Origin of the sequence: Thiohalobacter thiocyanaticus, assembly GCF_002356355.1 — a bacterium.
Classification (GTDB): Bacteria; Pseudomonadota; Gammaproteobacteria; order Thiohalobacterales; family Thiohalobacteraceae; genus Thiohalobacter; species Thiohalobacter thiocyanaticus_A.
Window position 1 is genome coordinate 2,034,348 of the sequence record NZ_AP018052.1, and the last position, 14,384, is coordinate 2,048,731.

The following is a 14,384-nucleotide window of genomic DNA, read 5'->3' on the forward strand; positions in this document are numbered from 1 at the left end:
TGCAGTGCCGGGAGTCAGGCCTTGGAGCCGACTTCCTTGTGCGCCTGATCGACCACGGACATCGCCAGGTCGCGGTATTCCTTGCGGAAGCCGTCCAGGTCATGGCCGGACTCGGGTGCGTAGTAGTCCTTGGGATCGAGCCCGTTCTGGTGCTCGTATGCCATGAATTTCTTCTGCATTTCAATCATTTTCTTGATCGCTTCAGCCTTGTCGCTCATCGTACTCGCCTCCGGCTAGTGGGCCATAATCGTCGATTTTCAGGTGCTGGGCGGGACTATACCGTCACGGTCGGCCCGCAACTATATCCCAAATGGGCAAGGGGCTCCAGCGCTCAGTATCCGCCCTTGCGGCGGCTCTCCGGCAGCCCGGCGACCTTGCCGCCCTGCTTGGAGGGCATTTTCGGGAACAGCGCGTACATGTCCTTGCTGGTGGGCTTGGTGCCCCACTTGCTGGCCATCTCCTTGAGGATGGTGCGGTCGTTGGGCTGGTTCTGATTGTTGTTGAAGTATTCGTCACGCAGGTAGTGGATGATATCCCAGTGCTGATCGCTCAGCTGACCGATGCCGCCCTCGGCGTCGGCGATCACCTGCGCCAGATCCTCGGTCCACTCGTTGGGATCGTTGAGATAGCCGTTTTCGTTGGTTTCAATGGTCTTGCCGTTGAGTTCGTAAGCCATGACTCTTCCTCTGGTTCAAAGCCAATCACGGATCGGAAAATCACAAAGTCGCGGAATATACCCTGAAACGGGCAGTTTTGTAAATTAGCAAGTACTGATTGAAAGCGCCGCGGCCGTTGCCGCGGCGTACAGGCGTCAGTTGGTATCCTTCACCGCCTTGATGCCCTTGTGCGGAATGAACAGGCCGCAGCCGATCTTGCGGCCCTCGCCGATACCCTTCTGCTGCAGCATCACGGCCGACTCCGGCTCCAGATCGGCGATCATCAGGCTGCGCGTGTGCAGGATGCCGTCGGGGGTCTGAAAGGCATGGCTCTTGCCGGCCATCAGCTTGCGCACGGGGATGCCGAGCGACTTGATCCGGGCCGCCGCCCATTCCAGGAACTCCGCCTCCGACAGTCCGGGATCGGTCTTGACGTGACGGGAAAACAGCGTGGGCAGGGGGCTGAGCATCCTGAGGCTGGACTCGCCGACTTCCAGGGAATAGCCGTCGATGTCGAGAATCTGTCCCACCAGGGCCTCGGCATCCGCCTGGCGCGCCTTCGGGATACGCAGGCTCATGCGCGCGCGCCGCGACAGATGCAGCAACTCGTTGCTCACGTCCTCGGGCCGGTACCAGCCGTTTCCGGACTCGGCGCCGTGAATGAGGTGGATACCGGCAGCCTCCTCCTCCTCCAGCCAGGGCAGCGCCTCGAGCAGGGCGCTGGACAGGGCATGGGCGTGATCCAGCGGCAGCGTACGGGCCGTGATCCGGTAATTGATATCGATAATATCGTCCGGGACCTGGTAGGGCTTGTCCTCGTCCCGCTCTTCCTGCCAGAACATCATCTTTTACCACCTGATTTGAGCATCATGAAATTTCCAATATACCGGTATAACAGCAGTATTCATGCTGCTAACCGGATTTAAGCCATTATCTTCTGTTGGCCTGGGCAAAGGCTGCCTCGAGTCGATCCTCCCAGTCCACCGGCGTATCCTGGAACGGCGGCTTCACGTCCATGCGAAAGAACATCTCGCCCTGAGCAGCACGCTCCTGGATCTTCTCACACAGTTGATCGAAGGAATCCATCTCGTGTTCCTGCAGCAGGATCTCACTCAACCACAACATCAGTGCCTCCTCACGTGGCCGGCGACACGGTCGCCGCCGGCCGGATCTCGTCTATGGCCATGGGCTCAGGCCGGTGGGAACACCTCCTGCAAGGCGGTGCCCGCCACCCGGTCGTAATAGCGGGCCCGGTACAGCAGGCGCCCGCGGTCCGGATCGGGGTCGTCCCGAAATCCTGAGCGGTTATGTAGGGTATTATTGCAGATTATGCCCTGCCCCGACACCAGCCGATGGTGATAGACGTAGGGACAGTCCCCGCTCCAGAGCTCCTGCAGGAAGGCCGCCGCGGCCCGGGTATCGGGATCGTCCCGCCAGACGATGTTGCGGGTACGGGCGCTGTAGCGCATGTGCAGGGCGCCGGTTGCCGGATCGACGGAGAATACCGGCCCGCTGTGCGCCGGTCGGATGGTCCGGCCCTGCGACACGTTGGCCGGGATGGTCATGGCGGTCGGCGCCATCAGGGCCCGGATCCAGGCCGGATTGGCATCACGTATCAATATATATGCAAGTTCGTGATCCAGGAACGCACTCTCCCCGCCTGCGGCCGCCGGACGCACGCAGTGCATGACAATTCCCCGGATCTGCTGATCCGGGGAATTGTAATAGCCGTCGGTATGCCAACTCAGGCGCCGGTCGGTGTAGGGAATGTACTCGCCCTTGGCGCCGTCGCTGGAGACCTGCAACGAGGTGATGCTGTCAGCATCGGCGCACAGATTGCCGTCCAGCCGCTCCAGACCGAACTGTCGGCCCAGGGCGCGGATCGCGTGCTTGTCGGTGATGGCCGGATCGAACTGGTACAGCACCAGATTGACCCGCTGCAGACGATCCAGCATGGCCGCGTGCTCGGCGGGCGTCAGCCGCCGGGGATCGGCCAGCGACACCACCAGTTCGGCCGACGCCGGCAGGCGTGCCAGCTTGAGCTCGCGCCAGACCGCGTAGGCCGCCGCAGCCTCGGGATCGAAGGGGTTGCCCGGCAGTGAGGTCGCGGCAGTCATCTCGGGGGAGGCGGATATACCCATGGTCAAACGATTCTCCGGGGCATTCGGAACGCGGCTATTCTAGGGTGGGCAGGATGCTAAAAACCAGCCGTCTGTCCGGCTCGCGGCAGGCTCGGCGGCAGCTTGAGCGGGACGATTTTGTAAGTATATAATTAAACATTGATTATTTAAAATTCCCCGACAGAGAGCCTGCCAATATCCTGTCGTGGACCGGAATGGGGGACATTGCACACCTACTCCATTTGGGATAGTCTACTGCGGCCCAAACACCCCATGGGTAGGGTATTCACTTCGCGCTCAGGTACATAGACTTCCCAGCACGGAAAATCGGAGTGCTCAAGAAGGGTATCAGCACGCACGATTTGCACGCGGCCCGTGAGAAGCGGTCCGCGATCGACGTGGTACTCAAATAGAATTTAGATGTTGTAGTGGAACGGGTGCCGGCGGTGTTGTTCAAGGCGCCCGAAATGCACAACCAGCCATTCCAAACTCAAGGAGACCGACATGGCCGATAAGCACCATGAAACTCCGATGCTTGACGAACTGGAAAACGGCCCGTGGCCGAGCTTCATTTCCGGTATCAAGCGTCTGCGCGACACCCATGACAGCGACCGTATTCGCGGCATGGCCAACTCCCTGCTTGGTCAGCTCGAGCATTCTTATGAGACCCGCAAGGGCTACTGGAAAGGCGGTACGGTTTCCGTGTTCGGTTACGGCGGCGGCATCATCCCGCGTTTCTCCGAAGTCGGTCACGCCTTCCAGGAATCCAAGGAATTCCATACCCTGCGTGTGCAGCCGCCCGCAGGCAACATGTACACCACCGACATGCTGCGCCAGCTGGCCGACAGCTGGGAGAAGCACGGTTCCGGCCTGGTGACCTTCCACGGCCAGACCGGCAACATCATGTTCATCGGCACCAACACCGATGGCACCCAGCACTTCTTCGACGAGATCAATGACTACGGCTGGGACCTGGGTGGTGCCGGTCCGTGCGTGCGTACCGGCATGTCCTGCGTCGGTGCCGCCCGCTGCGAGATGTCCTGCGCCAACGAGCAGGTCATCCACCGCAAACTGCTGAACAACTTCACCGACGACGTGCACCGTCCGGCCCTGCCGTACAAGTTCAAGTTCAAGGTCTCCGGCTGCCCGAACGACTGCCAGAACGCCATCGAGCGTTCCGACTTCGCCATCATCGGCACCTGGCGCGACGAGATGCAGATCGACCAGGACGAAGTCAAGAACTACGTCGAGGCCAAGGGTCGCCAGTACATCATCGACAACGTCATCTCCCGTTGCCCGACCAACTGCATCAGCCTGAACGACGACGACACCATCACCGTCGACGATCACAACTGCGTACGCTGCATGCACTGCCTGAACGTCATGCCGAAGGCCCTGCACCCCGGCAACGACAAGGGCGTCACCATCCTGATCGGCGGCAAGCGCACCCTCAAGATCGGCGATCTGATGGGCACCGTCGTGGTTCCGTTCATGAAGCTGGAGAACGAGGAAGACTACGAGCGCATCACCGAGATGGGTGAGGAAATCATCGACTTCTGGGCCGAGAACGGTCTGGAGCACGAGCGCTGCGGCGAGATGATCGAGCGTATCGGCCTGGTCAACTTCCTCGAGGGCATCGGCATCGATCCCGACCCGAACATGGTTGCCTATCCGCGCCAGGTCTCCTACGTCCGCATGGACGGCTGGGACGAGGAAGCCGAGAAGTGGTTCCAGCGCAAGCAGGAACAGAAGGCTGCCAGCTGAGCAGGTCTCCAGTCTGCAATGGACCGGGGGCGCATCCCGCCCCCGGATCAAAACCGAGTTGTATTAATTTAAGTTCAGGAGAAGTCCATGGCACTTGAAGACATGCGCCAGCCGATCGAATCCGGCTGCCCTGACGGCTTCCAGTACACCCACCCGGTCATGATGAAGAACTATGGCCAGTGGAAGTGGCACGATCACCCGCGTCCGGGCGTGCTGCGTCACGTCGCCTACAGCGGCGACACCATCTGGACCGTCAAGGCCGGCACCCAGCGTATCCTCGACGTTTTCACCCTGCGCAAGCTGTGCGACATCGGCGATCAGTACGCCGACGGCTATGTCCGTTTCACCCTGCGCTCCAACATCGAGTACATGGTCACCGACGAGGCCAAGGTCGAGCCGCTGATCAAGGCACTGGAAGACGCCGGTTTCATCGTCGGCGGCACCGCCAACTCCGTATCCATGATCTCGCACACCCAGGGCTGGCTGCACTGCGACATCCCCGGCACCGACGCCTCCGGCGTGGTCAAGGCGATGATGGACGAGCTCATCGACGAGTTCCGCAACTGCAACATGCCCAACCGTGTGCACCTGACCACTTCCTGCTGCCAGATCAACTGCGGCGGTCAGGGCGACATCGCCATCAACGTCCAGCACACCAAGCCGCCGAAGATCAATCACGACCTGGTCTCCAACGTCTGCGAGCGTCCCTCCGTGGTTGCCCGCTGCCCGGTGGCAGCCATTCGTCCGGCCATGGTCAACGGCAAGCCCTCGCTGGAAGTTGACGAGAAGAAGTGCATCTGCTGCGGCGCCTGCTATCCGCCCTGCCCCCCGATGCAGATCAACGATGCCGAGCACACCAAGCTCGCCATCTGGGTGGGCGGCAATCACTCCAACGCCCGCGGCAAGCCGACCTTCCAGAAGCTGGTCGCTGCCGGCATCCCCAACAACCCGCCGCGCTGGCCCGAGGCAACCGCCATCGTCAAGCGCATCCTGAACGCCTACAAGGAAGGCGCCAAGGACTGGGAGCGCATCAACGACTGGATCGAGCGCATCGGCTGGCCCCGCTTCTTCGAGGTCACCGGCCTGCCGTTCACCAAGTACCACATCGACAACTGGAGAGGTGCGCGCAACAGCCTGAACGCCTCCACCCACATCCGCTTCTGAGCGGTCGGGCAGACAGGCTGTGCCAGTCGGTCAGGGTGCGGTTAGTGCACGGCGCTAACCGCACCACTTTAATCAGCTGACCGAATTGGATGTGCAACGAGTAGCGAAGGACGGAAGTAGATGAAACTCGCGGTAATGGTAAACGAAGGTCCCTATCAGCATCAGAGCGCGGACAGCGCCCTGCAGTTCACCAGGGCTGCGCTGGAAAAGGGCCATGAGGTGTTTCGTGTGTTCTTCTACCACGACGGTGTGAACAACGGCACACGGTTCGGCGTACCGCCCCAGGACGATCGCAACATCACCGTGCAGTGGTCCGAACTGGCCGAGAAACACAACATCGACCTGGTCGTATGTGTGGCCGCAGCCCAGCGCCGCGGCATCCTCGACGAGAACGAAGCCAAGCGTCACGGCAAGGACGGCGACAACATCGCCAACGGCTTCCGGATTTCGGGTCTGGGTCAGCTGATCGAGGCCGGCATCCAGTGCGACCGTCTGGTCGTGTTCGGTGATTGAGAGTTACTGACTAGAAGGTTTCAGAACTATGGAAAACGAGGGCGGTATCAAGAAGTTCATGTATGTGAACCGTAAGGCACCTTACGGGACCATTTACGCACTCGAATCCCTGGAGGTGGTCCTGATCGGCGCCGCTTTCGATCAGGATGTCAGCCTGGCATTCCTGGACGACGGTGTCTATCAGCTGGCCAAGGGCCAGGACACCAAGGACATCGGCATGAAGAACTTCTCGCCGATCTACAAGGTTCTCGGGGATTACGACATCAACAAGCTGTATGTCGAGAAGGAATCACTCGAAGCCCGCGGTCTCAGCCTCGACGACCTGCAGGAAATCACGTACGAGGACGAGGATGATGACTGGGAAGAAAAGCCCTCCATCCGTGTGGTCAGCGCCGACGAGCTGCGCGACCTGATGGATGAGCAGGACGTCGTTCTCAGTTTCTAATCAAGGGAGATTCAGTGATGGCAATGCTGCATACAGTCAACAAATCACCTTTCGAGAATCGCTCCCTGGATTCCTGCCTCGGCCGCATCAAGGACGGCGCCGCCGTGCTGCTGTTCGAGGACGCGGTCTATGGCGCGATGAAAGGCACCGCCGTTGCGGGCAAGGTTCAGTCCGCAATGGAGAAGAGCAAAGTCTACGTGTTAGGTCCTGATCTCAGGGCACGTGGTATGAGTGAGGATCAGGTCCTGGACGGTATCAACGTCGTCGATTACGGCGGATTCGTTGACCTGGTCACTGAACATGACAATGTTCAGGCCTGGCTCTAACGTCTTTTTTTCATTTTTGCTCCAACAGCACGAGGAGATCGATCATGGCAATCGAAGTAAACGGCAAGACCTTTGAGACCGATGAAGAGGGTTACCTGGCCAACCTGAACGACTGGGAGCCCGAAGTGGCGACCGCCATGGCCAAGGAAGACGGCACCGACCTGACCGAGAACCACTGGGAAGTGATCAACTTCCTGCGCGAGTACTATGAAGAGTACCAGATCGCTCCTGCAGTGCGCGTTCTGACCAAGGCCATCGGCAAGAAGCTGGGCAAGGAAAAGGGCAACAGCAAGTACCTCTACGAACTGTTCCCGTACGGCCCGGCCAAGCAGGCCTGCAAGTACGCTGGTCTGCCGAAGCCGACCGGCTGCGTCTGATCACGACACATTCGTGATTGCCGGGGGAGGTATTCCCTCCCCCATCATTACTACAGAATTGCAACAGTGAGGAGACGACGGTGTCGTTTGTGAGTATCGCTTACACCGCGCTGTTTTATGCCGCAGCGATCGTTTTTCTGGTTGGGGTGGGCGCGCGGATTTACCGCTACGCCAAGACACCGGCACCGCTGAAGATCCCCACCACGCCGGCACCCACGACCACGGGCGGCGTTGTTCTGCGCATGTTCCGCGAAGTCGTTTTCTTCCAGAGCCTGTTCCGCTCCAACAAGTGGATCTGGCTGTTCGGCTGGATCTTTCACTTCTCACTGTTACTGGTGCTGCTGCGCCACATCCGTTATTTCCAGGATCAGGTCTGGCTCTGGGTCACCCTGATCCAGCCCTTCGGTAAATACGCCGCCTTCGGCATGATCATCGGCCTGCTCGGCCTGTGGGCACGGCGCATCCTGGTTGACCGTGTGCGCTACATCAGCGCGCCGTCCGACCACCTGATGCTGGCCCTGCTGGTCGGCATCGGCCTCAGCGGCATGATGATGACCTTCGTCTCGCACACCGACATCGTGTCAGTCAAGGCGTTCTTCCTGGGTATGATGCGTTTCTCGCCGCAGGAACTGCCGACCGATCCGGCCCTGCTGATTCATCTGTTCCTGGTGGCAATGCTGCTGATCGTGTTCCCCATCAGCAAACTGCTGCACGCCCCCGGTGTATTCTTCAGCCCGACCCGAAATCAGGTCGACAACCCGCGCGAAAAGCGGCACCTGGCCCCCTGGGCCGCCGAGCTGGAAAAATAATCGCAGAGACTGTGACACCTTTGCGGCAGTAGACTTAGGAGCGAACCGTGGCTGATTTTGACGTACCCAAATTCAGAGAAATCCCCATCATCCCGAAGCTGCAGGAAGGGACGATGGAGCACAGCAAGCCGTATGTCGCCAAGGCCGACTTCCAGCAGCCGCTTGGCTATCCCGGCGAACTGCTGGACAACTGGAAGGAGGTCGCCATCGACAAGATGGGCGAACTGCTCGGTAAATACCGTTCCTTCCAGGTGTTTCTGGACGCCTGCGTCAAGTGCGGCGCCTGCACCGACAAGTGCCACTACTACCTCGGCACGACCGACCCCAAGAACATGCCGGTCGGCCGTCAGGACCTGCTGCGCAAGGTCTACCGTCGCTACTTCACCTTCGCGGGCAAGTACTTTCCCAAGCTGGTCGGCGCCCAGGACCTGACCGAGGAAGTGCTGGACGACTGGTACAGCTATTTCCATCAGTGCTCGCAGTGCCGGCGCTGCTCCGTGTTCTGCCCCTACGGCATCGACACCGCCGAGATCTCCATGGCCGCGCGCGAGATCATGGACGCGGTCGGCAAGGGCCAGAAGTACTGCAACGAGATCATCGGCAAGGTATTCAAGGTCGGCAACAACCTCGGCCTGCCGCAGCCCGCACTCGAGAATACGCTGGAGGGGATCGAAGAGGATGTCGAGGATGACACCGGCGTCAAGGTGCGCTACCCGCTGGACGAGAAAGGCGCCGAGGTCCTGCTGGTCACGCCGTCAGCCGACTTCTTCGCCGAACCCCACGTCGACGGCCTGATCGGCTACGGCAAGGTCTTCCACGAGGCCGGCATCAGCTGGACCCTGAGCTCGCACGCCTCCGAGGCGGCCAACTTCGGCATGTTCATCGGCTCCTACGAGAACATGAAGCGCGTGTCCATGCGCATCCGCGAGGCCGCGCTGGATCTGGGCGTGAAGCGCATCATCTTCGGCGAGTGCGGCCATGCCTGGCGCGTGGCCTACAGCTTCCTCAACACCCTGGCCGGGCCGTTCGACTTCCTTGATCCGAACTACCCGGTACCGCAGCATATCTGCGAGTTCACACACGATCTGATCAAGCAGGGCAAGCTGAACCTGGACAAGTCGCGCAACGATGACATGATCCTGACCTACCACGACTCCTGCAATGTCTCCCGTGCCTCGCGCATGGGTGACATGCCCGGCGGTCAGTTCACCATTCCGCGCGACATCATCAGGGCCAGCTGCAACAACTACTACGATATGTCCGCTGACACCATCTATGACAGCACCTACTGCTGCGGCGGCGGCGGCGGTCTGCTGACCGATGATTTGATGGAGTTGCGCGTCAAGGGCGCGCTGCCCCGCATGGAAGCGCTCAAGAAAGTTGTGGACGAACACGGCGTCACGCACATGGCCGCGATCTGCGCCATCTGCAAGAGCCAGTTCGCGAAGGTAATGCCGTACTACGGCTTCACCCTCGACCAGATCGTCAGTGTCCACCAGCTGGTCAGCAACGCGCTGATTCTGACCGGCCAGAAATCGGACGATGACGAGGACGAAGGTGACGAGGATTGATTTGCTTGCAGTAATTCGGACGTATAATTTTTAATCTCTAGATACGAATACCGGCATACCGGGTTCACCTAGATCAGGAGAACAGGCATGGCAACTTCCCAAGACGATATGAAACTCACTTTCCGCAAGTTCGAGGACGGCGAACACACCTGGAGCAGCATGCACGACAAGATTTTCGTCGCCGACGAATCTCACAAGTGCCCTGTTTACGTCCACCGTACGCCGCCCTGCCAGGGAAGCTGTCCGTCGGGTGAAGACATCCGCGGCTGGCTGCAGATCGTGCGCGGCATCGAGAAGCCGCCCCAGGACGTCAGCTGGCAGGAATATGCCTTCCGCCGCTCCACCGATGCCAACCCCTTCCCCGCCATGATGGGCCGCGTCTGCCCGGCGCCGTGCGAGGACGGCTGCAACCGCAACGAGGTCGAGGACTTCGTCGGCATCAACGCCGTCGAGCAGTTCATCGGCGACAGCGCCTACGAGGGCGGCTTCAAGTTCGAGTCTCCGGCACTGCAGACCGACAAGAAGGTCGCCATCATCGGCGGCGGCCCGGCCGGCATGTCCGCGGCCTATCACCTGCGCCGCCGCGGCATCGGCAGCTGCATCTTCGATGATCACGACAAGCTCGGCGGCATGATGGAGTACGGCATCCCGGGTTACCGTATCCCGCGTACCCACCTGACCCACGAGATCAACCGTATCGTCGAGATGGGCGACATCGAGGTCCGCACCAACACCCGCGTGGGCAAGGACGTGACCGTCGAGGAGCTGGAGAAGGAATTCGACGCCATCCTGTGGGCCATCGGCTGCAAGACCGGCCGCGGCCTGCCCGTCGAGGGCTGGGAAGGCACCCCGAACTGCGTCTCCGGTGTCGCCTTCCTGGAGGCCTACAACAAGGGCGATCTGCAGGTCACCGCCGACAAGGTGGTGTGCGTGGGTGGTGGTGACACCTCCATCGACGTGGTCTCCGTGGCCCGCCGCCTGGGCAAGATCTCCAACATCAACGAAAAGGACCGCCCGGAAGAGGTCGTTCACGGCTACACCGCGCACGACGCCGCCCTGACTGCTGCGCGCGAAGGCGCCGAGGTGACCCTGACCGCGCTGTTCCCGAAGGAAGAGATGACCGCCACCGAGCACGAGGTGCGTGATGCCCTGCACGAGGGTGTGACCATTCTCAATGAGGTCATGCCCGTCGCCCTGGTCAAGGACGACAGCGGCCGCGCCACCGCACTGCGCATGGCGAAGTGCGAGATCAAGGATGGCCGTCCGACCCCGGTCGAAGGCACCGAGTTCGACATCGAGGCCGACCTGATCGTGTCCGCCATCGGTCAGGGCGGTGACCTGATCGGACTTGAGGACTTCGACAATGGCCGCGGCCTGATGGATTCGGATCAGTTCTACCAGATCCCGAACCGTCCGGGGCACTTCGTCGCCGGCGACATCATTCGCCCGCACCTGCTGACCACCGCCATCGGCCAGGCCTCCATCGCGGCCGAGAGCATCGAGCACTATCTGAAGAACGAGTCGCAGGTCAAGCGCCCGAAGGTCGACAAGCACCACTTCAACCTGCTGTCCAAGCTGAACGAAGCGCACCTGTCGCCCATCGAGTTCCACGCAAACGAGGGTGATCTGCGCGGCACCTCCAGCGCCAAGTACGCGGTGCACAACTACGAGGACCGTGCCAGCTCCGAAATCATCCCGCACGACAAGCTGTTCCTGGGGCATTTCGGCTACGAGCCGCGTCTCAAGCGCAAGGAACACGGTCCGGGCGCCGAGGAAGTGCTGGGTCACTTTGAGGAACGCTACGACTGCTACACCGACGAAGAGGCCAAGGCCGAGGCCGACCGCTGCATGAGCTGCGGCATGTGCTTCGAGTGCGACAACTGCGTCATCTACTGCCCGCAGGACGCCGTCTATCGCGTCAAGAAGGATGAGGCGACCACCGGCCGCTACGTCGCTACCGACTACGATCGCTGCATCGGCTGCCACATCTGCTCGGATGTCTGCCCCACCGGCTACATCGATATGGCGATGGGTGAGTAAGTCGATCCCTACAGCAGCAGTTTAGGAGCGGACATGACGCGGTTGTTTCAATCCCTGCAGTCACTGGCTCTCGCAACCGGGATGGCCTTTCTGGCCATCCCGCTGCTTGCCAGCGCCGAGGTACCCCGGCCGGACATCCCCGAGGCCAATGCCCGCTACAGCGAGGCCCAGGGCTGTGTCGAGCCGACCGAGGAGATGCGCAAGAACCACATGGAGTACATCCTCCACCAGCGCGACGAGACCATGCGCCGGGGCGTACGCACCAAGCAGTACAGCCTGGAGGAATGCATCAACTGCCATGTCCCGAAACCTGAATCGGGCAAGGTTGTGCGCAGCGACAGCAAGGAGCATTTCTGCAGCAGCTGTCACAGCTATGCCGCGGTGAAGATCGACTGCTTCTCCTGTCATCGGGATACACCGATGCCGGATGCCGATACCACCATGCATCGGCTGGGCAGCGGCAAGGCCCATCACTTCACCGGGACAGAAGCCGAACTGACCGCGGATGCTCTGCGGGCAGTAACGGAGGAAGGACTGCAATGAGCGAGCATGTAGACACCTCACGCCGCCGCTTCCTCGGCGGGACTGCCGGTGCCGCCGCCGGCATCAGCATTGCCCCCGGCGTGTTTCTCAACCAGGTCGCGCAGGCCAAGCCCGCCGATCAGCCCGTCTCCAGTGACAATCGCTGGGGCATGCTGATCGATACCAACAAGTGCGGCGACGGTTGCGATGCGTGCGTGCGCGGCTGCATGGAGGAAAACGGCTGGGGCGATATCCACAACAGCGAGCCGCACTCCTCGCCCGAGCAGAAGGCGCAGTGGATCCGCATTGTCGAACTGCGCGATACCAGCACGGGCTACGCCCATCAGCTGCCGCTGATGTGCCAGCACTGCAAACATCCGCCCTGCGTGGACGTCTGCCCGACCGGTGCCTCCATGAAACGCGCCGACGGCATCGTGCTGGTCGACAAGCATATCTGCATCGGCTGCCGTTACTGCATGATGGCCTGCCCCTATAAGGCGCGTTCCTTCATCCACGAGGATCTGCAGGATCAGCTGGTCGTCGCTCCGCGCGGCAAGGGCACGGTGGAAAGCTGCACCCTGTGCGTTCATCGTGTCGACAAGGACGGGGCCGATGCCGTACCCGCCTGTGCCGAGGCCTGTGCCGCCGAAGGTCACGACGCCTTCGTCTTCGGGGATATGAACGATCCGAACAGCGAGATATCGCGTCAACTGGCACTGCACGGCGGCACCCAGATCCGTGCCGACCTGGGACTCGACCTGGGTGTACGCTATCGCGGCATCTGAACCCTCCTCCAAGACGCACAAGCATAAGAGCCAGGATCCATGAAGAAGACAATCCATTTCAGAGAAGTAACGAACAATGGAACGGGCTACTGGGGCCTGATCGGCATCCTCGGCCTGATCGTGGCCATCGGCCTGGGTGCCGCCTATTACATGGAACACCATGGCCATTATGTCACGGGGATGAACAACCAGATCGTGTGGGGCACCCCGCACGTCTTCGCTGTTTTCCTCATTGTTGCCGCCTCCGGGGCCCTGAATGTCGCCTCCATCGGTTCCGTATTCGGCAAGGCGCCGTACAAGCCGCTGGCCCCCCTCTCCGGCCTGCTTGCCATCGCCCTGCTTGTCGGTGGTCTGGCCATTCTGGTGCTCGATCTCGGCCGTCCGGACCGTCTGATCGTCGCCATGACCTATTACAACTTCAAATCGATCTTCGCCTGGAACATCATTCTGTACAACGGCTTCATCGCCATCGTCGCCGTGTATCTGTGGATGCTGATGGACCCGTCCAAGAAGCAGTACTCATCCACGGTCGGCCTGTTCGCCTTCCTGTGGCGCCTGATCCTCACCACCGGTACCGGCTCGATCTTCGGTTTCATCGTTGCCCGCCAGGCCTACGACGCAGCCATCATGGCGCCGCTGTTCGTGGTCATGTCCTTCTCCTTCGGCCTGGCCATCTACCTGCTGGTGCTGATGGCGGCGATGAGGTGGACCGAGCGTCCCCTCGGCGATGCCCTGGTGCGCCGCCTGAAGAACCTGCTCGGCGTATTCGTCGCCGGCGTGCTGTATTTCGTGCTGGCCTACCACCTCACCAACCTCTATGCCACCGAGCATCACGGCTACGAGCATTTTCTCCTGCTCGGCGGCGGCATCTACACCCAACTGTTCTGGATCGGCCAGATCCTGATCGGCAGCCTGGTCCCTCTGGCCATGCTGTATCACCCGAGTCTTGGCAAATCACGCGCCGCCATCGGCTGGGCCTGTGTCCTGATCATCCTCGGGGGCTGGCGCAGATGTACACCATCATCATCGGCGGCCAGGCCTACCCACTGGTCCTGTTCCCCGGGATGGAGGTCAGCAGCAGTTTCTACGACGGCGTGGTGGCCGAGTACAGCCCCGCCCTGCCCGAGTTCCTGCTTGGCATCGGCGGCTTCGGCATTGCCCTGATCGCCGTGGCGCTGGCCGTCAAGGTCCTGCCCTTCATGCCGCAGAAGCTGGATGATGCCAGCGCCGATCCGCACCATGCCGGAAGCAGCGCCGACGCCGCGGCCGGCAAAGCGGCCTGATCGCCGGAT

At 61.1% G+C, this 14,384-nt stretch carries 16 protein-coding genes and 1 pseudogene; 12 read left to right on the forward strand and 5 right to left on the reverse strand.

Annotated features, from left to right (window positions below; genetic code table 11):
* Positions 1-14: 14 nt before the first annotated feature.
* The 5 genes from CFK21_RS09440 to CFK21_RS09460 all read right to left on the reverse strand — a co-directional run bounded on the left by CFK21_RS09440 (position 15) and on the right by CFK21_RS09460 (position 2,797).
* Positions 15-218, reverse strand: a complete 204-nt coding sequence (locus CFK21_RS09440; protein WP_096366424.1) for a hypothetical protein — start codon at positions 216-218, stop codon at positions 15-17.
* A gap of 113 nt (positions 219-331) precedes the next feature.
* On the reverse strand, positions 332-676 hold the full coding sequence (locus CFK21_RS09445) for a TusE/DsrC/DsvC family sulfur relay protein (RefSeq protein WP_096366425.1): 345 nt from the start codon (positions 674-676) through the stop codon (positions 332-334).
* 135 nt (positions 677-811) lie between these two features.
* Positions 812-1,501 (reverse strand): type I-MYXAN CRISPR-associated protein Cas6/Cmx6, encoded by a 690-nt coding sequence (cas6, locus tag CFK21_RS09450; RefSeq protein ID WP_231971491.1) that lies wholly within the window; start codon positions 1,499-1,501, stop codon positions 812-814.
* A gap of 85 nt (positions 1,502-1,586) precedes the next feature.
* Positions 1,587-1,781, reverse strand: a complete 195-nt coding sequence (locus CFK21_RS09455) for a sulfur relay protein DsrC (protein ID WP_096366426.1) — start codon at positions 1,779-1,781, stop codon at positions 1,587-1,589.
* A gap of 65 nt (positions 1,782-1,846) precedes the next feature.
* Positions 1,847-2,797, reverse strand: coding sequence for a TauD/TfdA dioxygenase family protein (locus tag CFK21_RS09460; protein ID WP_231971492.1), 951 nt, complete (start codon positions 2,795-2,797; stop codon positions 1,847-1,849).
* Between the two features lie 483 nt (positions 2,798-3,280).
* Here CFK21_RS09460 and dsrA point away from each other — a divergent pair, with 483 nt between their 5' ends.
* From dsrA to nrfD, 12 genes and pseudogenes are all read left to right on the forward strand, one after another.
* Positions 3,281-4,540 (forward strand): dissimilatory-type sulfite reductase subunit alpha, encoded by a 1,260-nt coding sequence (gene dsrA, locus CFK21_RS09465; RefSeq protein WP_096366427.1) that lies wholly within the window; start codon positions 3,281-3,283, stop codon positions 4,538-4,540.
* Between the two features lie 87 nt (positions 4,541-4,627).
* Complete coding sequence (dsrB, locus tag CFK21_RS09470; protein WP_096366428.1) at positions 4,628-5,704, forward strand: dissimilatory-type sulfite reductase subunit beta; 1,077 nt, start codon at positions 4,628-4,630, stop codon at positions 5,702-5,704.
* A 120-nt stretch (positions 5,705-5,824) separates the two neighbouring features.
* Complete coding sequence (gene tusD, locus CFK21_RS09475; RefSeq protein ID WP_096366429.1) at positions 5,825-6,217, forward strand: sulfurtransferase complex subunit TusD; 393 nt, start codon at positions 5,825-5,827, stop codon at positions 6,215-6,217.
* Positions 6,218-6,245: 28 nt separating this feature from the next.
* A complete protein-coding gene (gene tusC, locus CFK21_RS09480) occupies positions 6,246-6,662 on the forward strand; it encodes a sulfurtransferase complex subunit TusC (RefSeq protein ID WP_096366430.1) in 417 nt (138 codons plus the stop codon).
* Positions 6,663-6,679: 17 nt separating this feature from the next.
* The gene (gene tusB, locus CFK21_RS09485; protein ID WP_096366431.1) at positions 6,680-6,988 is read left to right on the forward strand and encodes a sulfurtransferase complex subunit TusB; all 309 of its coding nucleotides are present in this window, start codon (positions 6,680-6,682) and stop codon (positions 6,986-6,988) included.
* A 44-nt stretch (positions 6,989-7,032) separates the two neighbouring features.
* Positions 7,033-7,365 (forward strand): TusE/DsrC/DsvC family sulfur relay protein, encoded by a 333-nt coding sequence (locus CFK21_RS09490; protein WP_096366432.1) that lies wholly within the window; start codon positions 7,033-7,035, stop codon positions 7,363-7,365.
* Between the two features lie 80 nt (positions 7,366-7,445).
* On the forward strand, positions 7,446-8,174 hold the full coding sequence (locus tag CFK21_RS09495) for a respiratory nitrate reductase subunit gamma (RefSeq protein ID WP_096366433.1): 729 nt from the start codon (positions 7,446-7,448) through the stop codon (positions 8,172-8,174).
* Positions 8,175-8,221: 47 nt separating this feature from the next.
* Positions 8,222-9,745 (forward strand): sulfate reduction electron transfer complex DsrMKJOP subunit DsrK, encoded by a 1,524-nt coding sequence (gene dsrK / locus CFK21_RS09500; protein WP_096366434.1) that lies wholly within the window; start codon positions 8,222-8,224, stop codon positions 9,743-9,745.
* 87 nt (positions 9,746-9,832) lie between these two features.
* On the forward strand, positions 9,833-11,785 hold the full coding sequence (locus tag CFK21_RS09505) for an NAD(P)-binding protein (protein WP_096366435.1): 1,953 nt from the start codon (positions 9,833-9,835) through the stop codon (positions 11,783-11,785).
* A gap of 33 nt (positions 11,786-11,818) precedes the next feature.
* A complete protein-coding gene (locus CFK21_RS09510; RefSeq protein WP_157745591.1) occupies positions 11,819-12,328 on the forward strand; it encodes a hypothetical protein in 510 nt (169 codons plus the stop codon).
* Positions 12,325-13,092: a sulfate reduction electron transfer complex DsrMKJOP subunit DsrO gene (gene dsrO / locus CFK21_RS09515; protein WP_096366437.1), complete on the forward strand. Its 768-nt coding sequence runs from the start codon at positions 12,325-12,327 to the stop codon at positions 13,090-13,092. Before CFK21_RS09510 ends, dsrO begins: the two co-directional genes overlap by 4 nt.
* 39 nt (positions 13,093-13,131) lie before the next feature.
* Positions 13,132-14,375, forward strand: a pseudogene (gene nrfD / locus CFK21_RS09520) (NrfD/PsrC family molybdoenzyme membrane anchor subunit).
* Positions 14,376-14,384 lie beyond the last annotated feature (9 nt).